General features: G+C 55.0%; 17 protein-coding genes and 1 other RNA gene. 15 read left to right on the plus strand and 3 right to left on the minus strand.

The annotated features are described in order from the left end of the window. The first annotated feature begins 38 nt into the window (after nt 1–38). The 7 genes from pgsA (at nt 39) to rnpB (ending at nt 5,101) form a co-directional block, all read left to right on the plus strand. Nucleotides 39–707 (plus strand): CDP-diacylglycerol--glycerol-3-phosphate 3-phosphatidyltransferase, encoded by a 669-nt coding sequence (gene pgsA, locus Tam1G_RS00295; protein ID WP_101625028.1) that lies wholly within the window; start codon nt 39–41, stop codon nt 705–707. A 153-nt stretch (nt 708–860) separates the two neighbouring features. After that, nucleotides 861–1,427 carry a CinA family protein gene (locus Tam1G_RS00300; RefSeq protein ID WP_101625029.1) on the plus strand — a complete coding sequence of 189 codons (567 nt, stop codon included), beginning with the start codon at nt 861–863 and terminating at the stop codon, nt 1,425–1,427. 113 nt (nt 1,428–1,540) lie between these two features. Beyond that, a complete protein-coding gene (locus Tam1G_RS00305; RefSeq protein WP_033890098.1) occupies nt 1,541–2,050 on the plus strand; it encodes a helix-turn-helix domain-containing protein in 510 nt (169 codons plus the stop codon). A gap of 190 nt (nt 2,051–2,240) precedes the next feature. Then, on the plus strand, nt 2,241–2,474 hold the full coding sequence (locus Tam1G_RS00310; protein WP_033890184.1) for a DUF3046 domain-containing protein: 234 nt from the start codon (nt 2,241–2,243) through the stop codon (nt 2,472–2,474). Between the two features lie 301 nt (nt 2,475–2,775). Then, nucleotides 2,776–3,981, plus strand: a complete 1,206-nt coding sequence (gene recA / locus Tam1G_RS00315) for a recombinase RecA (RefSeq protein ID WP_101625059.1) — start codon at nt 2,776–2,778, stop codon at nt 3,979–3,981. 2 nt (nt 3,982–3,983) lie between these two features. Further along, nucleotides 3,984–4,673: a regulatory protein RecX gene (locus tag Tam1G_RS00320; protein ID WP_423220490.1), complete on the plus strand. Its 690-nt coding sequence runs from the start codon at nt 3,984–3,986 to the stop codon at nt 4,671–4,673. A 54-nt stretch (nt 4,674–4,727) separates the two neighbouring features. After that, nucleotides 4,728–5,101: RNase P RNA component class A (rnpB, locus tag Tam1G_RS00325), an RNA gene on the plus strand. 96 nt (nt 5,102–5,197) lie between these two features. Here rnpB and Tam1G_RS00330 read toward each other — a convergent pair. Together Tam1G_RS00330 and Tam1G_RS00335 are read right to left on the minus strand one after the other, a co-directional pair. Further along, a complete protein-coding gene (locus Tam1G_RS00330; protein ID WP_165781841.1) occupies nt 5,198–5,527 on the minus strand; it encodes a transcriptional regulator in 330 nt (109 codons plus the stop codon). Between the two features lie 2 nt (nt 5,528–5,529). Next, nucleotides 5,530–6,309, minus strand: a complete 780-nt coding sequence (locus tag Tam1G_RS00335) for a hypothetical protein (protein ID WP_101625030.1) — start codon at nt 6,307–6,309, stop codon at nt 5,530–5,532. A 235-nt stretch (nt 6,310–6,544) separates the two neighbouring features. Here Tam1G_RS00335 and hpf point away from each other — a divergent pair, with 235 nt between their 5' ends. Continuing rightward, nucleotides 6,545–7,207: a ribosome hibernation-promoting factor, HPF/YfiA family gene (gene hpf / locus Tam1G_RS00340; RefSeq protein ID WP_033890100.1), complete on the plus strand. Its 663-nt coding sequence runs from the start codon at nt 6,545–6,547 to the stop codon at nt 7,205–7,207. Between the two features lie 153 nt (nt 7,208–7,360). Further along, nucleotides 7,361–10,306, plus strand: coding sequence for a preprotein translocase subunit SecA (gene secA, locus Tam1G_RS00345; RefSeq protein ID WP_101625031.1), 2,946 nt, complete (start codon nt 7,361–7,363; stop codon nt 10,304–10,306). 110 nt (nt 10,307–10,416) lie between these two features. On the opposite strand, the gene Tam1G_RS00350 is transcribed toward secA, so the two are convergent. After that, nucleotides 10,417–12,672, minus strand: coding sequence for an extracellular solute-binding protein (locus Tam1G_RS00350; RefSeq protein ID WP_101625032.1), 2,256 nt, complete (start codon nt 12,670–12,672; stop codon nt 10,417–10,419). A 188-nt stretch (nt 12,673–12,860) separates the two neighbouring features. Between Tam1G_RS00350 and Tam1G_RS00355 the strand changes: the two genes are divergently transcribed. The 6 genes from Tam1G_RS00355 (at nt 12,861) to Tam1G_RS00380 (ending at nt 21,178) form a co-directional block, all read left to right on the plus strand. Continuing rightward, on the plus strand, nt 12,861–14,876 hold the full coding sequence (locus Tam1G_RS00355; RefSeq protein WP_165781842.1) for a glycosyl hydrolase 115 family protein: 2,016 nt from the start codon (nt 12,861–12,863) through the stop codon (nt 14,874–14,876). Between the two features lie 76 nt (nt 14,877–14,952). Beyond that, nucleotides 14,953–16,518: an MFS transporter gene (locus Tam1G_RS00360; protein WP_165781843.1), complete on the plus strand. Its 1,566-nt coding sequence runs from the start codon at nt 14,953–14,955 to the stop codon at nt 16,516–16,518. 199 nt (nt 16,519–16,717) lie between these two features. Continuing rightward, nucleotides 16,718–17,764 carry an anthranilate phosphoribosyltransferase gene (gene trpD / locus Tam1G_RS00365; RefSeq protein WP_101625035.1) on the plus strand — a complete coding sequence of 349 codons (1,047 nt, stop codon included), beginning with the start codon at nt 16,718–16,720 and terminating at the stop codon, nt 17,762–17,764. Nucleotides 17,765–17,959: 195 nt separating this feature from the next. Further along, nucleotides 17,960–18,892 (plus strand): carbohydrate ABC transporter permease, encoded by a 933-nt coding sequence (locus tag Tam1G_RS00370; RefSeq protein WP_207553050.1) that lies wholly within the window; start codon nt 17,960–17,962, stop codon nt 18,890–18,892. Continuing rightward, nucleotides 18,885–19,865 carry a carbohydrate ABC transporter permease gene (locus Tam1G_RS00375; protein ID WP_242689634.1) on the plus strand — a complete coding sequence of 327 codons (981 nt, stop codon included), beginning with the start codon at nt 18,885–18,887 and terminating at the stop codon, nt 19,863–19,865. Before Tam1G_RS00370 ends, Tam1G_RS00375 begins: the two co-directional genes overlap by 8 nt. A gap of 23 nt (nt 19,866–19,888) precedes the next feature. Continuing rightward, entirely contained in the window at nt 19,889–21,178 is a 1,290-nt protein-coding gene (locus tag Tam1G_RS00380) for an ABC transporter substrate-binding protein (protein WP_165781844.1), read from the plus strand. Nucleotides 21,179–21,272: the final 94 nt, after the last annotated feature.

A 21,272-nucleotide genomic window follows, 5' to 3' on the forward strand; every position in this document is an offset into this window, starting at 1 on the left:
GTCACTCAAGGTATAAGTGTAGGGGTAACGTGAACAGTATGAGTAGTGAATCAACGGAAAAGCAGGCTGAAGTGCAAGCCAAAGCCAAGGCATCGATTTTTGATGGTTGGAATGCGCCGCCGAACTTGGTCACGTATTCGCGCATCGTGCTAGTGGTTATCTTCCTTGTATTGGATGTTATGGCTGGCGAATGGGGAGCGGACAACACCACGTTGCGTTGGGTTGCGGCAGTGCTGTTCATCATCGCCGCATCCACCGATAAGATCGACGGCTGGATGGCCCGCAAATACAATCAGGTCACCGAAATGGGCAAGCTCATGGACCCGATTGCAGACAAGCTCCTGACCTGTGGCGCCATGATCGTATGCTCTGTATTCGGCGAGCTCGGCTGGTGGGTCACCATTCTGTTTCTGATTCGCGAGATTGGTATCACTGTGATGCGTTTCTTCGTGATGGAACGTCCGGGTGGCAAGGTTATTGCCGCCGCATGGCCCGGCAAACTCAAGACTGTATTCCAGTGTGTGGGTCTTTCCATGCTGCTGTTGCCGATGTGGACGTTTGAGACAGGCGCTAGCACTCCGTTGTGGCTCACCGCCTATTATTTCCTGACCTACACCATCATTTACGTGGCGTTGGTTCTGTGCTTGTATTCCGGTGGCGTGTACCTGTACAACACGTTCGTAGCGCCGAAAAAAGCTGAACAGTAAAGCGGTATTCAGCTTTGGCTTGGTAGACGAATGAGATGGGATGCGGCATGGCTGCATCCCATTTTCATAGCAAGATGTTGCATAGAGGCAAGTCGCTCAAGTGCGTTGTTTGAGATGAATTGCCGGAAAGATCGCTTGAGAAGGGTTAAGGCAATGTGCAATACTGCGAATTTGGATTCGAATCAGCTGCGCCAAGCTTGCGATGATGTGGCAGCGCGGATTTTGAAGATTTGCGAGGTGTCCAATGTGAAAATCGCCTGCGCAGAATCGCTGACCGGTGGTTTGCTTGCGGATGCTTTCGTGCGTATTCCCGGTGCTTCGAACGTGTTCCTTGGGTCTGCGGTTACGTATGACATTAAAGCCAAAGCATCGGTGTTGGGCGTTGACCGTGACTTGCTGGAGCGCGAGGGTGCCGTGCATCCCGAAGTTGCGCGGCAGATGGCGGCGGCAACGGCGCAGCTGTATGATCAGTCGGAGTATTGCAGGCGAGTCATCGGCCTTTCCACCACGGGCGTGGCAGGACCCGGGCCAGATGGCGATAAGCCAGCAGGATTGGTGTATATCGGGTTCTGTATTCCAGCCGGGCTGTCCGCAGCGAGAGCGGCCGGTGTGGAGCCGCGAATCGAAGCCGTGGAATTGCGACTATCTGGCACTCGCGAAGAAGTCCGTGAGCAGACGATATTGAATGTGCTGCAACACCTCAGCACGCTGCTACTGTAACCGCCTCAGCCAAACTTGAGTCTATTCACAGCAACTTTTCAGGAATAAAAACAGGGGTAAGCGGTGTTGAACCTTATGGAAACACTGAACAGGCCTGGAAGGGGGCTAAGGCGATGGAAACGATGACGCGAGCAGATGAACAGATGGATGTTGCCGTCAAGAACCCGATGAAAGTACAGCCGGGAGTTGCCCGTATGCGTGAATTGACGCCGGCCCAGCGCCGTGCGGTGATGTTTGCGCAGCAGCAGGTGCTCAAGGCTCAGGCTGCGAAGAAAGCCAAAGATGAGCGTACGGCGGCTCGTATGCGCATGTGGCAGGAGGAAGAGGCCGGTACCAAGGCGCATGCTGCCGTAAAGAGTGTGGCGGCCGAATCTGAGACCCATGATGTGTCTTTGCGTGAGGCCATTGGTCATGTGTTGCGCGAACTGCGCACCCGTGACCGTCGTACGTTGCGTGAGGTGTCTGAGAAGGCCGGAGTCTCTTTGGGATATCTTTCCGAGGTCGAGCGCGGGCAGAAGGAAGCCAGCTCGGAATTGCTGAGTTCGATTGCTGATTCTCTCGGCGTAAGCACTGCGCAGATGTTGCGTATGGTGGCCGATTATCTGGATTCGGTCAATGAGTAAGTGATGACATGTGTCTGATGCGGCGATGGTTGTTGCGATGAATGGGCTTGTGATGCTGTGCGTCACAAGCCCATTCGTTTTATGGGGTGGAATTGCGGAGCTTTGCAGATTGCTGAGGAATCATGACAATAGGTTTTGGCTGCAAGGCGCGTGTGGCTAAGTGTTGCAGGGTGGTGGCACACTGGCGGGTATGCGCGAACGTGAATTTTGGGAACTTCTTGAGGAAGTATTTGGCCGTAGTTATGGACGGTCGCTTGCTAGAGACCAGCGAATGCCGAAATTGGCGAACATGACTGTGTTGGAAGCGCTGGATGCGGGTGAAGAACCTCGCGTGGTTTGGAATGTACTGTGTGATCAAATGGAGGTGCCGGATTCCAAACGTTGGGGCCGAGACCATAATGCTCCGCCTCTGCCGGCAGCCTAAAATGCTAGGCGACGCGCCCGAACATAGTTGTGACAGCAGGGTTTTCGACTATTCAAATCACTAGTTCGAACAAATGTTCGTGTGTTGGTCTATAGTTATCCACAGTGAGATAAATGCGTAGCCGTATACACAATCTGTCTGCGACTGGCGCAAAGGCTTATGGCAGTAGTGCTGAGCTGCTGTTGCATGAAAGATGCAAGAAGCTCGGACCACATAGGTCGTTTGCGCTTGCCGTATGCTGATGCTTTTGCGTACGGTGGAAAGCAATCGACCGCAACAGGACTTCAATAAGGAGAAGATCATGGCACAGGAGACCAAGTCGGCGCAGAAACCGTCAGGTACTGCCGAACACGAGCTTGATCCCAAGCGCAAGGCGGCGCTTGATGCCGCACTGGCCCAGGTTGAAAAGAGCTTCGGCAAAGGCTCGGCAATGAGGCTGGGGGATAGGCCGGAACAGAATGTTGAGGTGATTTCCACCGGCTCGTTGGCGCTTGATATGGCCCTCGGCATTGGCGGATTGCCTAAGGGCCGTATTGTGGAGATTTATGGTCCTGAGTCTTCAGGTAAAACCACGCTTGCACTGCATGTGGTGGCCAATGCGCAGAAGAAGGGCGGTGTTGCTGCATACATCGATGCTGAGCATGCGCTTGATCCCGCGTATGCGCGAAAGCTGGGCGTTGATACGGATTCGTTGATTGTTTCTCAACCAGACAATGGCGAACAGGCTCTGGAAATCGCTGATATGCTGATTCGTTCCGGTGCTTTGGACGTGATTGTTATTGATTCGGTGGCGGCCTTGGTGCCGAAGGCTGAGATTGATGGCGATATGGGAGATAGTCACGTTGGTCTTCAGGCGCGACTGATGAGCCAGGCGTTGCGTAAGATGACCGGTGCGCTGTCGCAGGCTGGCACCACCGCCATTTTCATCAACCAGCTGCGCGAAAAGATTGGCGTATTCTTCGGCAATCCGGAAACCACCACGGGTGGTAAGGCACTGAAGTTCTATGCGTCTGTACGTATGGACATTCGTCGTATTCAAACCATCAAGAATGGTGATGAAGCGGTCGGCAATCGTACGCGCGTCAAGGTGGTAAAGAACAAGATGGCACCGCCTTTCAAGTCTGCCGAATTCGACATGCTTTATGGCGAGGGCATCTCGCGTGAAGGCTCGGTTATCGACATGGCACAGCAGGTCGGTGTGGTCAAAAAGTCCGGTTCTTGGTTCACCTATGAGGGTGATCAGCTCGGCCAAGGCCGCGAGAAGGTTCGTCAGTTCCTGAAGGACAATCCGGCAATTACCGAAGAAATTGAGAACAAGGTCAAGGCTCAGTTTGGCTTGATTGCGCCGTCCGATCAGTTTGCGGAAGATGAAGAGGCTGCGGCGGCTGCGGCGGCTAGTGAGGCTGCGGCGGCGGATGCGGCTAAAGATAGCAAGGCTGCCGCTGCCAAGTCTGGTACTCGGGCGCCTAAAACCGCATCCGATAAGGCGCCGGCAGCTAAGGCCTGAATGTGATTAGTGCTGAAGCGTTCCTGCAGTGCAACCCGGTTGTGCTGCAGGATGTTGGTGAGCGAGAGCCGGAAAACGATTCTTCTCTAAACGCAGTTGAGGGTATGCCTCCTCGAGATCGCAGCGTATCCAATAATTCTGGGTATGAGTCTGAAGTGTTGTCTGATGCAACGCACATGCGGAAGGCATCTTCGTGGAGATCGCGATCCGTTCAAGCCGCAGTTGTCGAAGATTCTGGTGACGTGGATGCATGCCATGAGGCGGCGTTGCGATTGCTGGATGCGGCACCACGTTCGTCCGGCGCATTGCGTGATCGTTTGTTGGGCAAAGGATACGCTGAAGATGTGGTTGAAGGTGTGATTGATCGCCTGATTGCCGTACATCTGATTAATGACCTCGACTATGCAGAGTCGGTGGTTCGTGTATGCGCAAATCGTATGATGGGCCGTCGTGGCACCATGATGGAACTTGCCCGTAAGGGTGTCGACCGCAAGCTAGCTGAGCGGGTGTGCGGCGAAGCCGAGCAAAACGGCATCTTTGAGGAAGCCGCATGGGAATTGGGCCGCCGTGTGGCGCGCAAGACGGAAGGCTTGGAACGTCAGGTGCGTCAGCGCCGGTTCTGGTCGGCGGGCGGGCGTAAGGGCCATAATCCGGCAACCTTGCGTGAAGTCGCAGCTGAGCTACTGGGATAAGTGGTGCCGCCCTTGTTTCCACTCTTCTCCACACCATATGTATAATTGCACGCTTGAGACCTCTTGATGGCCGCGGCCGTGAACTTCATTGGGAACGGCTGAGGAACTTCCGGGCTCCATAGAGCACGATGGCGGATAACGTCCGCCCAGGGTGACCTGAGAGATAGCGCAGCAGAGAACAGACCGCCTGCGTAAGCGGGTAAGGGTGAAACGGCGGTGTAAGAGACCACCGGGCCTCTGGTAACAGCAGGCCGCATGGCAAGCCTCATCGGGAGCAAGGCCAAGCAGATGGCGGTAAGGGCTGCTCGCCCGTGCCATCGGGTAGGCTGCTAGAGCCTGGCGGCGACGTCAGGTCGAGATGGATGGCCATCCGTGTTACGCGTTCACGCATAACACGACAGAACCCGGGGTATAAGAGGTCTCATTTCCTTTTTTCATTCTGCACAGAAGAAATCTCTTGAAATCGCATTGCCGATCTGTTTGGCTTGTACAACACAACAACACGGAATCAGCGGTAGTCGATATCAGCTGGCAATGCCGGCGGCTATGCGCTTGAGCTCGGCGATATGGGCGTCAAATGCGGCATGGCCCGACGATGTCATGGCATACCATCGCACCAGATGCTCGCTGTCCGCTGCCTTGCGCTTGTCGACAACAACGTAACCGCAGTCGATAAGAGTTTTTAAATGCTTGGAACATGCGGCATCGTTAATGCACAACGTATCGCGAATGGCGGCGAAAGATAAATCTTCCGTCACCGACAACATGCCGCAAATGCGTAATCGCATCGGCTCATGAATCACCGGATCGAAACGATGTGCTGCTGGGTGTGATGGAATTATGACGTCGGGCATGGTTACAGCTCCGTCAATGTTTTTGCGGCAAGCCGGTCATATGCTGTCTCGCTCACCACGAAAACCATTGACCACAGTGCGGTTGCCACCATAACCCACCATGTACTGCGGAATGGATTATTGCTGTTCCAATTGATATATGTAAGCAATCCCGCATACAAGGCAAGTGCGATGTACATGAAAAATTGCAGTATATGCATTCGAGTGTTCATTGGCTTTACTCCAAAGGTGAGGAACCAAGGCCATAGCAGTGGAACGCGAATGCCTTGCTGGCTACCAGCCCCCTGCGCATTGGCCAACCAACGCATCAGTTGATATGCGATGATGATGCAGAACAGGTCGATGACCAGACATAGCCAAACGCACCATTGGCTGTATTCGCTGTATCTCAGCATGTCGTTGATTAATGGCTGAAAATAGGCGTCGATTTCTTCGGTGGAAATGTTCCGGGATGAAGCCTGACCGAGGGCCATGTCATATGCATTTCTCAGGGAGGAAAGCTGATTCCATGTCCAGGAGTCGAATGCGCTGCTGATGTGAAGACTCAGCACATCAAAAGCGATAAGCAAAGCAATGGTCGGATACAGCCACCGTGGAGGGGTTAACCGTGCCGTCAATGCTGAACGGTCCTGCTTGATGCTATCCAACATGTGTTGTGCCGCTGAGGCATCCAATGAGTTGATTTGTGCGGTGACTTGTGATTGTGGAATGGGCTGAGTCATGACAAGTTCCTTTTTCTTGATAATCATCGTCGCATCGACATTGATGGCGATATTCATCATCAGGATGTTTTCCTTATAGGAAAGTATAAGTCTTTCCTATAAGGAAAACAAAACCAGACGCTCAGCTTATGTTGCAAGGTGTTTCAGGATTATGTCGACAAAGAGTGAGTTTGCTCTGGGCGAGTTGCCAAGGATTTACGCATTGTTCGTCTACAATGAAACTTACCCAAGCGGTGATGATGCCGTTTGGACCACACATAGCGGGCAACACCGCTTGAGTCATTAGGAGGTCAACATGGAAATCGTCGTTACCGGACGTCACACGCAGATCAAGCAAAGGTTCCGTGATGTTGTTGAGTCCAAGATGAATCGTGTGACCGCTATCGCCCCGGATGCTCAGCGTGCACAGATTGTGCTGACTCATGAGGGCAACCCGCGTCAGGCTGATACCGCCAAGCGCGTGGAGATCACTGTTATCGCAGGCCGTACCGTGGTGCGTGCTGAAGCGTCCAGCACGGATGAGTTCAGCGCACTGGATATGGCACTCGACAAGCTGACGCTTCGCCTTCGCCGTACTCGCGATCGTCGCAAGGATCATCGCCGTGGCTACACCAACCCGGTGCCGGTCGATTTGGGTGTCGCAGCTCCGGAGCCTGAGGTCGAGGAGGCTGAGGAAGAGCCGAACAACAGCCCGGCCGCTGCAGTTGCTTCCGATCTTGGTCCTGGCGAGTCCGTGGAAGTCCAGGTTGGTGATACGCCGATTGTCATCCGCCGTAAGTTGCACATCGCCGAGCCGATGAGCATCGATGAGGCTCTGTATGAGATGGAACTCATCGGGCATGACTTCTTCCTGTTCGTCAACAAGGAAACCGGTCGTCCGTCCGTGGTCTACCATCGTCACGGTTGGAGCTACGGTGTTTTCGAAATTGACACTCCGGAGAACGTCAAGAAGGACTGACTCCCGCTGTAAAGCAATAATCGAATAGCTGATAGGCCGCTTCCCCGAATAGGGAAGCGGCTTTTTCGTAATTTGGCCGAAAAAATCGCGCAAGCTAGAGGACAGGCGGTATTCTGATACGCGGAACCACCGAAATCAATCAAGGGAGAACTAGTGGTCGATATTGTTGACAAAGCCCTACGTATGGGCGAAGGTCGCCAGATCAAGAAGCTTGAGAATGTCGCCAAGGCAGTGAACGCTCTGGAAGACGAGATTTCCGCCCTGTCCGACGAGGACCTCAAGGCCCAGACCCCGAAGTTCAAGCAGCAGCTGGATAACGGCAAGAGTTTGGACGAGATTATGCCGGAAGCCTTCGCCACCGTGCGTGAAGTCTCCAAGCGCACCCTTGGCCAGCGCCACTTCGATGTGCAGCTTATGGGTGGCGCCGCTCTGCACTGGGGCAATATCGCCGAAATGAAGACCGGTGAAGGTAAGACCCTTGTGGCCACCCTGCCGAGCTACCTCAACGCCCTCGAGGGCAAGGGCGTGCATGTGGTCACCGTCAACGACTATCTGGCCAGCTACCAGAGCGAGCTGATGGGTCGTATCTACCGCTTCCTCGGCATGAACGTCGGCTGCATCATCACCGAGCAGAAGCCGCCGGAGCGCCGCAAGCAGTACAACGCCGACATCACCTACGGCACCAACAACGAATTCGGCTTTGATTATCTGCGCGACAACATGGCTTGGGAGAAGGCCGACCTGGTGCAGCGCGGTCACCACTATGCCATCGTCGATGAGGTCGACTCCATCCTGATCGATGAGGCCCGTACCCCGCTGATCATCTCCGGTCCGGCAGAAGGCGACGTGACCCGTTGGTACCGTCAGTTCGCCAAGCTGGTGCTGAAGCTCACCCGCGACGAGGATTATGATGTCGACGAGAAGAAGAAGGTCGTCGGCATTCTTGACCCAGGCATCACCAAGGTTGAGGACTTCCTCGGCATCGATAACCTGTACGAGCCGGCCAACACTGCTCTGATCGGCTACCTGAACAACGCCATCAAGGCCAAGGAACTGTTCATCAGGGATAAGGATTACGTCGTCACCCAGGGCGAAGTTCTCATCGTCGACGAGCACACCGGCCGTATTCTGCCGGGCCGCCGCTACAACGAGGGCCTGCATCAGGCCATCGAAGCCAAGGAAGGTGTGGAAGTCAAGGCCGAAAACCAGACCTTCGCCACCATCACCCTGCAGAACTACTTCCGTATGTACGACAAGCTCGCAGGCATGACCGGTACCGCAGAAACCGAGGCCGCCGAGTTCATGAACACCTACAAGCTGGGCGTGCTGCCGATTCCGACCAACAAGCCAATGATTCGTAAGGATCAGGACGACCTCATCTTCCGCACCAAGAAGGAAAAGCTCGCCGCCATCGTCAAGGACGTTGCCAAGCGTCACGCTTCCGGCCAGCCGGTGTTGCTCGGTACCGCTTCCGTGGAAAGCTCCGAAGTGGTCTCCACCCTGCTTGACGTCGCCAAGATTCCTCATCAGGTGCTCAATGCTAAGCAGCATGAGAAGGAAGCCGCGGTCGTGGCCGTGGCAGGCCGCAAGGGCGCTGTGACCGTGGCCACCAACATGGCAGGCCGTGGTACCGATATCATGCTCGGCGGCAACGTCGAATTCCTTGCCGATGCCAAGCTCAAGTCTGAAGGCTACTCGCCGGAAGACACTCCGGAAGAGTACGAGAAGCGTTGGCCGGGCACCTTGAACGAAATCAAGGCTCAGGTCAAGGACGAGCATGAGGAAGTCAAGAAGCTTGGTGGCCTGTACGTGCTTGGCACCGAGCGCCACGAATCCCGCCGTATCGACAACCAGCTGCGTGGCCGTTCCGGCCGTCAGGGCGATCCGGGTGAATCCCGCTTCTACCTGTCCCTTGAAGACGACCTGATGCGTCTGTTCAACACCCAGCTTGTGGCACAGGTCATGGCCAAGGGCATGGAGGAAGGCCAGCCAATCGAATCCAAGTCCGTGACCAAGGGCGTGCGCACCGCACAGAAGGCCGTGGAATCCCGCAACTACGAGATTCGTAAGAACGTGCTGAAGTACGACGACGTGATGAACAAGCAGCGTACTGTCATCTACTCCGAGCGTCAGGCCGTGCTGAAGGGCGAAGACATTCACGAGGATGTTGAGCGTTTCATTGCCGATACCGTTGAGTCCTACGTCAAGGGTGCTGAAAAGGGTTCCGACAAGCCCAAGGATTGGGATTGGGAAGGCCTGTTCAAGGCGCTCAACACCGTGGTGCCCACCAAGGTAACTGTTGAAGAAGCCAAGGAAGCTGCCGGTAAGCTCAAGGGTGAAAAGGCCGTTGAAGCCGTGCGCGACCTGATCGTTGAGGACGCCAAGGAAAAGTACAGCGAGCTGGAGAAGACCATTGGCGAGAGCGGTCTGCGTGACCTCGAGCGCCGCGTTGTGCTTGCTGTGCTCGACCGCAAGTGGCGTGAACACCTCTACGAGATGGATTACCTGAAGGACGGCATCGGTCTGCGTGGCATGGGTCAGCGTGATCCGCTGGTCGAATATCAGCGTGAAGGCTACCAGATGTACAACTCCATGATCGAAGCCATCAAGGAGGAATCTGTCCAGCTGCTGTTCCACATCGACGTCAAGCAGGTTGCCGCCACCCAGGATGACAACACCACCGATGATGAGGATGCCGCTGTGGCCGCCGCTGAAGGTGCAACCGGTGTGACCGCAAGCTCCGATGGTGCTGATTCCGCCGCAACCGTGGCTGCCGGTCCGGATGAGGATGGCGAGAGCGAAGAGGAAGCCGCCGAAGGCGAAACCGAGGAAGAATCTGAAGAGGATTCCGAGGAGAAGCAGGCCATCGCTGATTCCGCCGCTGCATCTGCTGCCGGCGACGCCACGCTGCCGGTGGCGGGTCCGGCTCCGATTAGCCACGCTGAGGGCAAGGTTCCGGCTGCCAAGCGTCCGAAGAGCGACGAACTGAAGACCCCGTGGGCCGACGGTCGCACCTTCCCGGGCACTGGCAAGAACGCTCCGTGCCCGTGCGGTTCCGGTCGCAAGTACAAGATGTGCCACGGCCAGAATGAGCAGTGATCTGCTGAGCTCTACAGCGCAGTAAGACAGAAGACTGAGGGGAGTTCTCGCATAATGCAAGGCTCCCCTCAGTCAGTTTTGCTGGTAGCTCCCCAGCTAGTAATGAGTGATTACTTCACTGCGAAGCCTTGGGAGACCGCATAGATTTTCAAGCGTCGTTCCCATTCATCAAACAGATCCTGACTGCGGCCTCCCGGCTTCAAAGCTGGAACAATCAGACGGGCGAATTCTGCATCAAGTTGACTATAGAACGGCAGATTCTCCCAATCCCTGTTAACTCGTGCGGCCGATTTGGCATAGACGTCATAAATCGGCTGATCGAAATACGGATCGATGGTGCCGCGGCGAGTCAAATCTTCTACATATCCGGCTGCTGCGGATACGCCACCAGGCGCGCGCAATTCCACCGAAACTGGATCGAGCTGGAACCATTTCAGGAATGTCATTGCGGCACTCAGTCGTTTGGGGGACAATCCGGCACTGATGGCCAACGTTGAGCCGCCGATTTCAGCAGTGGCCACTTGGCTCGGATCGGCGAATGCGGGCGGTAGCGTAACTTTCCACAACCCCTGATCAGCTGGATATGACATCGAAAGAATCTTGCCAAGCCAATTCGCATACGTCACTGTTAAATACGTGCCGGATTTGGCGCGCATGTACCGGTTATCCCACATGGGTTCAGTGTTCAGCACCCCATCGTCAATACACTGTTGAATGAATGTGGCTACGTTGCGTACCAAATCATTGCGCATATGGAAAACAATCGTCGAATCATTCTCCACTGTCCAAGGTCTCACTCTTGCCGAGCGGAAGAATGAAAGATAGTGCTGCACGTCGGTGGTATCAAGCACACCCATATATCGGTTGGGATTTCGTTTATGCAATGTCACGCCGGTCTCGTAGAAAGCATCCCAGGTATCCGGTACTTCGAGCTGATAATGATCGAACAAATCGGCTCGGTAGAACATGGCAGTTTGTGATTGATCACCTGGAACACTGTAGAGTTTGCCAGCATAATGAGCCGACTGCCATGCCGCTCGATCTACTTTGGGCCCAAGCTCCTGTTCAATTGCCTCGCTTGACAAATCTTGCAATGCGCCGGAAGCTGCCAGCTGGGGGAGAGCGGTTCGTTCGACATTGATAATGTCCGGTACTGAACGGTGATTGATGACTCGTTCCCAGTACAGCGATAACGTATTCTCCTGTGTGCGCCCCTCAATCGGATCGATGATGATATGCGGGTGCGTGCGCATGAATTCATTGATGCGAGGCATGGTTTCGTTGAACGCGTTAGACAACATGGTGAGCACGATGGTGTCGCTTGCACGCCTGATTTCCGCATATGGACCCAGTTTCATCGTTGAGCGTTTATGCGGATTCAGCGAATCGCGCTTCACAAACTCGGCGGTTAACGTGATTGGCTCAGGACGAATTCCTTCAGGGTTGCGAATAGCATTGACCAATGCATCTGCTGCGCGTTCGGCCAATTGCTCGCTCTTCATGTCAATGGTGCTCAGTGTGGGTGTGAGTAGTGAAGACATCTGCGTGTTGTCGAACCCGATTACCGACACATCCTCTGGAATCCGTAGACCGTTGCGGCGTGCTGCGGTGATAAAACCTGCCGCAAGTTCATCATTGAAGGCGAGTACAGCATCTGTGGGACGAACGAGATACTGCTCCACTGCGGCCTTGCCGCCGGCAACGCTCGGTTCGCATTCGCGCACCACGCGATAGGTCATGTCATAACGGAAGGCTGCAGATCGGATATACCGACGTCGGTATTCGTTCGACCATGAACTGGCAGGACCTGCCAAATAGGTTATGGATGAGTGCCCGCTTTCCTTAAGCGCGTGCACCGCGTCATCGATGGCTCGTGCCATGTCCACAACAACACTGTTTAAACCTGGGGCAGTGCGATTCAACACGATGACCGGTCGAACCAACATAATACGGCGAATATCGGGTTCGCTTAAACGGGAGGACAGCAAGGCTACGCCATCTACGTTGCGCATCACATATGACATGGCCTTGCGCTCAACCGACGGTTTCTGATCGGTGTCCAACGTGATCAGACCGTAGCCTTTGGTCTCCAAGCGTCGCTGCATTGCATTGACAGTGATGGCATAGAGCGGATTCGTCAGTGTCGGCACGATAGCCGCGATCATGCCAGTGGAGGGGAGCGATTCGCCGGTCGCCTGTACGGATTGAGTGAGATAGCCAAGCTGCTCGGCTATACGACGAATACGGAATTCGGTTTTGGCAGCGACTCTACCTGGTTGTCCGAGTGCCCGAGACACGGTTGAGGGATTGACTCCGGCTTCTCGGGCGATGTCGTAAATCGTGGCTTTATGCTGTGCGCGTTCCATAGTTGGCTCCCCTCCAACAGGTATTGATGGGCAAACATCAATGTTTGGCAATATTATGGCAACCTTTGGCAACAAGCGCAACGAGCTTGCCAGAGTGGACGAATATAAAACATGTCAGCGATATGGACCGCGTGGAAGCGGACAGTATCGCAGGAAGCAACCAACAGACAAGTTCACCTGGAGGAACCATGTCTATTTCCATCACAGCCACCACGAAAGTGACTGGTGCGATGCCCTCCAAAGCCGTGGCATACGCGGTCGAGGACATCGAACGTGACTTGAAAGCCACGGTGCTGCCATCCGAACAGCAGGGTGCAAACATCGTGCTGGTCGAAGGACCGCATAATCCGGAAACCTATGAAGTGCGTGTGTCGGACGGCAATCTGGAAGTCCACGCCGGCGACGACTTCGGCTTCATCTACGGTCTGTATGCAGTCAGCCGTGAAGTGCTTGGCGTCAAGGATTTCTGGTTCTGGAACGATCAGCGTTTTGAGCCGGTTCCGAGCATCGAGATCGCCGACGATTTTGCGTTGACCAGCAAGCCGACCGCCGTCAAATACAAGGGCTTCTTCATCAATGATGAGGTGCTGCTGGAAGACTGGAAGTTCGATAATGATTCGGATAAGACCTGGCGTTTGGCCTTCGAAACGGTCTACCGTCTCGGCGGCAATATGGTTATCCCCGGCTCCGGCCAGCGTGGAGAGCCGCATTTGAAGCTTGCTCAGGACATGGGCTTCTATATCAACCAGCATCACGCATGCCCGCTCGGTGCTCGCATGTTCGCTGCTGCCTATCCGGGCGTGCAGCCCAAGTGGCCTGAGGAGGAGCATCGTTTTGAAGCTTTGTGGCGCGAAGCCATTGAAGCTCAGAAGGGCAAGCGCACCGTGTGGACCCTTGGTTTCCGAGGCCAGGGCGATCAGCCGTTCTGGAACTTCGACCCGCGTTACGCTACCGATGAGGCACGCGGCAAGCTGCTCTCCGAGATCATTCAGCGCCAATACGACATGGTGCAGGAAGCCGATCCGGGTGCCCAATGCGTGATCTATCTGTACGGCGAAGCTATGGAACTCTACCGTGCCGGAGTTCTGACTTACCCGAAGCAGGTGGCCAAGATTTGGGCCGACAACGGTTTCGGCCGCATGGTCTCCCGCCGTCAGGAGAACAACAATCCGCGCGTGCCTGCCATGCCCACCAACGATGGCGACAACGGTATCTACTATCACGCCAGCTTCTACGATCTGCAGGCCGCCAACCATACCACCGATATCACCAACGATCCGCGACTTGTAGCCAAGGAACTGGAAGACGTGATTGACAACGGTGGCGACGATGTGTGGATTGTCAACGCATCCAACATCAAGCCGCACGTCTACTTCCTCAACTTCATCGCAGCCATTTGGCGTGAAGGCAAGATCAACTTCGAGAAGGTGGCCAAGCAGTACATTGCCGACTACTACGGCGAAGAGAACGTGGATGCTGTCTTCAACCTGTATGAGGAGTATTGGAAGGCAGCCGTGCAGTACGGTCCGAACTGGGACGATCATGCCGGCGAACAGTACTTCAACCATGTACCGCGCATGCTCATTACCCAATGGCTACGCGACAAGCAGGCTCCTGCACAGGATTTGCGCTGGATGCACGACGGCAAGAATCTCAAGGAACAGATCGACTTCTATCGCGATTTGATTGCCCCAGCTGTTGACCGCTACGCCGACCTGGCCGACAAAGTGGAGCTAGCCGCTATTTCCGCCGAACTGCGCGGTGAGGAAGATGCAGCCGAATTGATTCGCGATTCCATCGGCGTGGAAGTCGGCATCTACGAACATTCCGTGGCCGCCTCCGTACACGTATGCGACGCTTTGCTCGCAGGATACGACGAAGACTGGCAGCACGCGTTCTATGACGCCGGACTTGCCGCCGAGGAATTCACCGCCGGCGACCATGCGATGCGCGACCGCGAACACGGCAAATGGGAAGGCTTCTGGCGCAACGACTGCCTGACCGACATCAAGCAATCCGCTTGGGTGTGTGAGCAGCTCATGGGCTACTTGCGCTGCGTAGGCGATGGCCCACACTACTTCCAGTGGCTGCGTGACTTCATGTACCCGGCTTGGGAGAAGGATGTGTTCGTGATTATGAACATGGAAAACCACCCAACCGACCGTGAGATCTTCGCCGCCATGAAGGCCAAGTGGGGCAAGTAATCCTCATAATTCGTAACAGTCAATGAACGATTATCGGCCCGGCAATGTTGGGCCGGACAAAGAAAGGAATGCTGCAATGACACAGCAGGCAGCAGCTCCTGAGGCTAAGGCGCCTCAAGGACGCAAAATCAAGCTCATCAACGCAATCGGATACGCGTTCGGTGATTTCTACGGTGGTGGCTTCGGCCAGATCGCCACGTACCTAACCCTCTTCTGGACCACATTCGCTGGACTCAAGGTGGCCCAGGCCGGTTCCATCGTCGGCATCGCCACCATGCTCGCCGCATTCTCCGCACTGGTGTTCGGCACTCTGTCCGACAACCTGTACAAGTACAAGATCGGTCGTAAATTCGGCCGCCGTCGTTTCCTGATTCTGCTTGGCGTGCCGACCCTGCTCGTCACTATTCTGATGTTCGTGCCGGGACTGCCGGTGTGGGCCTACTTCGTGGTGTACGCACTGTGGATCATCGCCAACCAGCTGATTATGACCCCGTACTCGGTGCTGCCGAACGAAATGACCACCGACTTCAACGGCCGCACTATGCTCTCCACCACGCGTATGCTGTTCTCCGGCATCTCCACCGCCGTGATTCCGCTGGGCATGGCCGCCTTCCTGAAGGCTTTGGGAGATAAGCAAAGCTCTTCCTACACCATTTCGATGGGCTTCTTCATCGTACTGTTTGCCGTGTTCGTGTTCATCGCCTACAAGTCCACTTGGGAGCTCACTCCTGAAGAGGCAGGATTTGACGAGGCCGCTATCGAGGCGGAAAAGAAAGAGCCGTTCAACTTCGGCAAGTGGCTCAAGGGCGTGGCTGATATCTTCGTCGGTTACTTCTCCACTCTGCGCAACAAGACCTTCCGCAAGCACATCCTCATCTACCTGCTCGGCCAGTCCTTCCTGGACATCTTCGGCCAGGTGTGGCTGTTCTTCGTGCTTTACAACCTCAACAAGCCGGTCGCATTCGGTTCCGCCCTGCTCGGCATGGCATTGATTGGTGAGCCGCTCAAGCCAGTGTTCGGCTGGATCTTCGCCAAGCTCGGCCCGCGCAAGATGTTCTCCCTGAACTTCGCCGGCGCCATCCTGGGCCTCTTGGGCCTGTGGGGTCTGTGGCAGACCGCATCCCAGAACAACACCACCGCATGGAACGTGGCACTGTACGTAGTTATGATCTGGTGGCTGATCTTCCGCGCCATGACCTGGTTCATCCCGTGGAACGTGTTCCCGTTCATCCCGGATGTCGACATGATCATGGCAGGCGAGAACCGCGGTGGCCTCTACATCGGCTTCCAGCAGTTCGCCCGCAAGATCACCGCAGGCCTGTCCGCAATGGCTTGGGGCTGGTTCCTTGGTGCCAACGGCTTCGTGGAAGAAGCGTTCAAGGCTGGCAAGCCGCAGCCTGAGCAGGCCGTGAACGCCATCGGCACTGTGCTGGTCTGGTGGATCATCGCTGGTCTCGCCGTCGCCTGGATCATCTCCTTCACGATGAAGCTCGACAAGAACACCGACGCCGTGCTGCTGAAGGAAATCGACCGACTGAAGGCAGGCGGCAAGAAGGCCGACGTCGATCCCGCAACCAAGAAGGTCGTCGAACAGCTCACCGGCATCAAGTACGAGCAGTGCTGGCCGCAAACCACCGAGTGATGTGGCAGGATTGACTGCTTGATACTGAATAATCAGCCAATCGCAAAATAGCTGATGAACGCACTGGCTCCCCTTCCCTGAGGGGGAGCCTTTTGCGTCATATTTTGCAATATGGAAGTTTGCGTCTCGAGAAACGTGCGGCCATTACAATGAGCCGCGTTACTAGCTATCGGGCGCTAATGTGCGTCAAGGAGGAACAATGGCAGAGATCACATGGAAGTCGATTCTCACCAAGCTGGTCGGGGGAGACCACCTGAGCGCCGAGGAATCCGAGTGGTTCGTTGATGATCTGATGAAGGGCAATGCGAATCCCGCAGCAGTGGGTGCGGCGCTCGCCATGCAGCAGCAGCTGGGCCTGACCGCTGAAGAAGTGTCGGGTGCAGCCAAGGCTATGGTGTCTCATGCTGTGCCGCTGAATGTTTCCGGCGAGACCACGGATATCGTGGGCACTGGTGGCGACGGCTTCGCCACGGTGAATCTTTCCACGATGGGCGCGGTGGTTGCTGCCGCAGCCGGTGTGAAGATCGTCAAGCATGGTAACCGCGCCGCATCCTCGAAGTGCGGTGCCGCCGATGTGCTGGAAGCTCTGGGTTTGCCGCTCGATTTGAAGCCGGAAGCTGTGGGTGAGGTCGGTGACGAAGTGGGCATCACGTTCGCCTTCGCCCGTACCTTCCACCCGGCAATGCGTTTTGTGGGCCCGGTTCGCGCGGCCCTCGGCATCCCGTGCGTGTTCAACGTGCTGGGACCGTTGACCAACCCGGCTAAGCCGGCACATGTGGCCATCGGTTGCGCCAACCGTGTCATGAGCCCAATCATGGCAGGCGCTTATGCGGCGGCCGGTCAGTCCGGCATGGTCTACACCTCGCATGAGGGCATGGATGAGCTCGCTCCCACCGGTCCGGTCTCCGTCTGGGAGATTCGCGACGGCAAGGTTACCGAAACCGACTTCGACCCGACCGTTGATCTCGGCCTCGCCAAGATCGATGTCGCCGACCTGAAGGGCGGCGAACCTGAAGTCAATGCTGCCGCATTCCGCGATTTCCTGGCCGGAAAGGATGTGCCGTCCCGCTCCACTGCATTGCTCAACGCCGCCTCCGCCATCGTGGCTGACGGGCACCTGGTGGGTGATGGTTCGCTGGCTGAGCGCTTCGCTGAAGCCTACAAGATTGCCGAGGATGCTGTCGATTCCGGCAAGGCCGAAGCGCTGCTGAACAAGTGGATTGAGACCGCCAAGTCCAAGGCCTGATTGCATAGCGGTCAAGATGTACGGCCAATCATCATTGGTTATCGAGCTCCCCTCATGCGAGGGGAGCTTTTTTATATCTCGATATTGATGCAATCATTTTGGCAACAATGGCAACAATTAGGATGAATGGGAACGCAAACGTTATCCTTAAACCATATCCGGCCGATGACGGCGTGGAATCATGGGAGGAACATCGTGAGTTCGTTTTCGGAATTCGGGTCGCTGGTCAAAAACCGGCATAAGCCGAAAGACAAACCGACTGACACGAAAGTGGCATTGGGTTTTCTGGCACCTTGGTTGATTGGCGCGTTGTTCCTAAGCCTGATTCCTATGGTGTATTCGTTGGTGATTTCTTTCACCAAATACAACATGATTAAACCGCCTCAATTTGTCGGTCTGATGAACTATCGGCATATGCTCGCCGACCCCAGATTCATCAATTCACTTACTGTCACGTTGATTTACGTGGTTATCTCTGTACCGTTGCAGCTTGTTGCCGCTCTCGCCTTGGCTGTACTGCTGGACCGAGGCATGCGCGGACTTGCCTTCTACCGTTCGGCGTTCTACCTGCCTTCGATGTTGGGCGGCTCGGTGGCCGTGGCGGTGCTGTGGAAGATGGTCTTCGGCTCAGACGGCCTGTTCAATGCATTGTTGGGATTGCTTGGTATTGATACATCAATGTCGTGGATAGCCAACCCTGATACCGCCAACTGGACGCTCATCGCCTTACACGTATGGCAGTTTGGCTCGCCGATGGTCATCTTCCTTGCCGGTCTGCGTCAGATACCGCGCGAGCTTTACGAGGCAGCCAGCGTGGATGGTGCCGGCAAATGGCGCCAATTCCGATCTATCACCTTGCCGATGCTCAGTCCGATTATCTTCTTCAATCTGGTGATGAGCGTGATCAACTCGTTCCAGACCTTCACGCAAGCGTATGTGGTTTCCGGCGGCACTGGTGGACCATCTGACTCCACACTGTTCTACACGCTGTACCTATATCAGCAAGGTTTCGCCTCATTGCGTATGGGATACGCGTCCGCGTTGGCTTGGATCATGGTGCTGATCGTGGCCGCGCTTACTGGAATCAATTTCGCTCTTTCGAAGTTCTGGGTGCATTACGATGACTGACGTTGCAACGATGAATGCCATGCTGAATCCTCCTCAATCCATCAAGGAGACCACTATGCGTGAGATGCGTGAACGGATGCGGCAACAAGCGTATGCCGAACTTGGTTCCGGTGCGGGGATGCAGCCCCATCGCGGCCGTAGTATTGCGCGCGTAGTGGGTTCTGTTGCCAAGCAGATTCTGATACTGTTGCTCGCAATCCTGATGCTGTATCCGATTCTGTGGATGATTGCAAGCTCTCTGCGCCCGCAAAGTGAGATATTCACCAATATGGGGTTGCTGGTCACCAAACCAGTCTGGGAAAACTATGTTGCCGGATGGAATGCATTGAGCTACCCGTTCGGTCGGTACATTCTCAACTCGCTGATTATCGTGGTATTTGCCATCATCGGCAACATCCTCACCTGTTCGATGGCTGCCTACGCATTCGCCCGTTTGAACTTCCGATTCCGCGGCATGCTGTTCGGATTCATGCTTCTGATGCTCATGATTCCGATTCATGTGATTGTGATTCCTCAGTACATCATGTGGAATTCGCTGCACCTGATCAACACCTTTGTGCCGTTAATCGTGCCGAAGTTCTTGGCTATGGATGGGTTCTTCACCTTCCTCTTCTACCAGTTCCTGCGCGGACTGCCGCATGATTTGGATGAAGCCGCCAAAATCGACGGTGCCGGTCATATTCGTATCTTTTTCCAGATTTTGCTGCCGTTAATGAAGCCCGCCATCGGCACTTGCGCGGTATTCACATTCATCTGGACATGGAACGACTTCTTCAGCCAGCTGTTGTACTTGACCAAACCGGATATGTACACCGTGCCGATCGCATTGCGTACATTCATCGACTCACAATCCCAATCCAGCTATGGACCGATGTTTGCCATGAGTGTGGTTTCGTTGATTCCGCTGTTCTTGGTATTTACATTCGGCCAAAAGTATCTCGTTCAGGGAATTGCCACGACGGGAGGCAAGTGATGAATCGTGTGTGGAAGAAAGTAATGGCAGCTGGATTGGCTACGGTGACGTTGTGCAGTGCCGCTGCGTGCGGTAGCTCAGTTGGCGCTTCTGATGTGCCGGTGGTACCGGCTGATGGCGATGTGACGATTCGTCTCAACTGGTGGGGTGGCGACGCCCGCATCAAAGCCACCGAGCAAGCGGTTAAGGGTTTCGAAGCCGAGCATCCGAATATCCATGTCGATATGGAATACTCGGATTGGACCGGCTACTGGGACAAGCTCGCCGTGCAATCCGCAGGTGGTAACGCGCCGGATGTGATGCAGATGGACGAGCTGTATCTCGCTTTTTACGGTTCTATGGGCTCACTGCTCGATTTGAACAAGGCTTCTCAATATTTGGATTTGAGCACGATGGATGCGTCGCTTAAATCGATGGGGCAAGTCGAAGGCGAGCAGGTGGCGGCTCCAGCCACAACCGCACAATACGGTGTCATCGTCAACAACGATGTGCTAGATTCTCTGGGCCTTACACTACCGGATACCGACCAATGGACATGGAATGATTTTGAAAAATTCGCTCAACAGGTAACTGAACGTTCAGCCGGGCAATACATCGGATCGATTGCTCCAAACAATGGATACGGCTTGCAATTATGGGCACGTCAGCGTGGTGAGAGCCTGTTTAAGGGCAATGCCATTACCATCTCGCCGAAAACGCTGGCATCATTTCTGCAATTGCCTGCTGATTGGGCGAAGAATGGTATTGAAGGCAATGCTGAACGTTGGAGTGAGAACACGGCAGCCAGCTTGAATGATACGGATTTTGGCAAAGGCAAGCAAGCCATGATGATTACGCAGGCAACGATGATTACACCATACGCTGAGGCTGCGGGTACACAGAACATGACGGTGGTGCCTATGCCTCAGGTGACTCCCGGGGCAAAGACCATGTACTTGAAGCCCGGCATGTATTGGGCCATTTCCTCCGGCTCGCAGCATCCCGCCGAGGCGGCCATGTTGATTGATTATCTGATCAATAACAAGCAAGCAGGTGCGGTCCTCGGCACCGAGCGCGGTATACCGGCGAACAACGATATTCGTAAGATGCTTGCCGGCAGTGCCTCGGGTACTGACAAATCAGCACTGAATTTTGTGGACGATATTCAAGCCACCATCGGCAAGGCTCCGGCAATCACGCCAAACGGTGCATCCGAATTGGACAAGACCATCGTGCGCTATCAACAGGATGTGGTCTTTGGCAAACGTAAACCACTGGAAGCTGCCAAGTCGATGATCGCCGAGCTTCAGGAATCCATCGATTTTGCCTCATAAACCGATATTCCTCGATCAGCCTCAACTAGACTGTAGGTTTTTCAACACTGACTGTAGGATTTCTGACACTGACTGTAGGATTTCCAACGGAAAA

This window comes from Bifidobacterium imperatoris, from assembly GCF_002860405.1.
Taxonomy (GTDB): Bacteria; Actinomycetota; Actinomycetes; order Actinomycetales; family Bifidobacteriaceae; genus Bifidobacterium; species Bifidobacterium imperatoris.

What these genes read in the sequence shown, in the direction of transcription:
- Tam1G_RS00350 (WP_101625032.1), bottom strand. Translation starts at nt 12,672, where the DNA reads ATGGAACGCGCACAGCATAAAGCCACGATTTACGACATCGCCCGAGAA.
- hpf (WP_033890100.1), top strand. Translation starts at nt 6,545, where the DNA reads ATGGAAATCGTCGTTACCGGACGTCACACGCAGATCAAGCAAAGGTTC.
- Tam1G_RS00355 (WP_165781842.1), top strand. Translation starts at nt 12,861, where the DNA reads ATGTCTATTTCCATCACAGCCACCACGAAAGTGACTGGTGCGATGCCC.
- Tam1G_RS00360 (WP_165781843.1), top strand. Translation starts at nt 14,953, where the DNA reads ATGACACAGCAGGCAGCAGCTCCTGAGGCTAAGGCGCCTCAAGGACGC.
- Tam1G_RS00300 (WP_101625029.1), top strand. Translation starts at nt 861, where the DNA reads ATGTGCAATACTGCGAATTTGGATTCGAATCAGCTGCGCCAAGCTTGC.
- Tam1G_RS00305 (WP_033890098.1), top strand. Translation starts at nt 1,541, where the DNA reads ATGGAAACGATGACGCGAGCAGATGAACAGATGGATGTTGCCGTCAAG.
- trpD (WP_101625035.1), top strand. Translation starts at nt 16,718, where the DNA reads ATGGCAGAGATCACATGGAAGTCGATTCTCACCAAGCTGGTCGGGGGA.
- Tam1G_RS00380 (WP_165781844.1), top strand. Translation starts at nt 19,889, where the DNA reads ATGGCAGCTGGATTGGCTACGGTGACGTTGTGCAGTGCCGCTGCGTGC.
- recA (WP_101625059.1), top strand. Translation starts at nt 2,776, where the DNA reads ATGGCACAGGAGACCAAGTCGGCGCAGAAACCGTCAGGTACTGCCGAA.
- Tam1G_RS00330 (WP_165781841.1), bottom strand. Translation starts at nt 5,527, where the DNA reads ATGCCCGACGTCATAATTCCATCACACCCAGCAGCACATCGTTTCGAT.
- pgsA (WP_101625028.1), top strand. Translation starts at nt 39, where the DNA reads ATGAGTAGTGAATCAACGGAAAAGCAGGCTGAAGTGCAAGCCAAAGCC.
- Tam1G_RS00310 (WP_033890184.1), top strand. Translation starts at nt 2,241, where the DNA reads ATGCGCGAACGTGAATTTTGGGAACTTCTTGAGGAAGTATTTGGCCGT.
- Tam1G_RS00335 (WP_101625030.1), bottom strand. Translation starts at nt 6,309, where the DNA reads ATGATGAATATCGCCATCAATGTCGATGCGACGATGATTATCAAGAAA.
- Tam1G_RS00375 (WP_242689634.1), top strand. Translation starts at nt 18,885, where the DNA reads ATGACTGACGTTGCAACGATGAATGCCATGCTGAATCCTCCTCAATCC.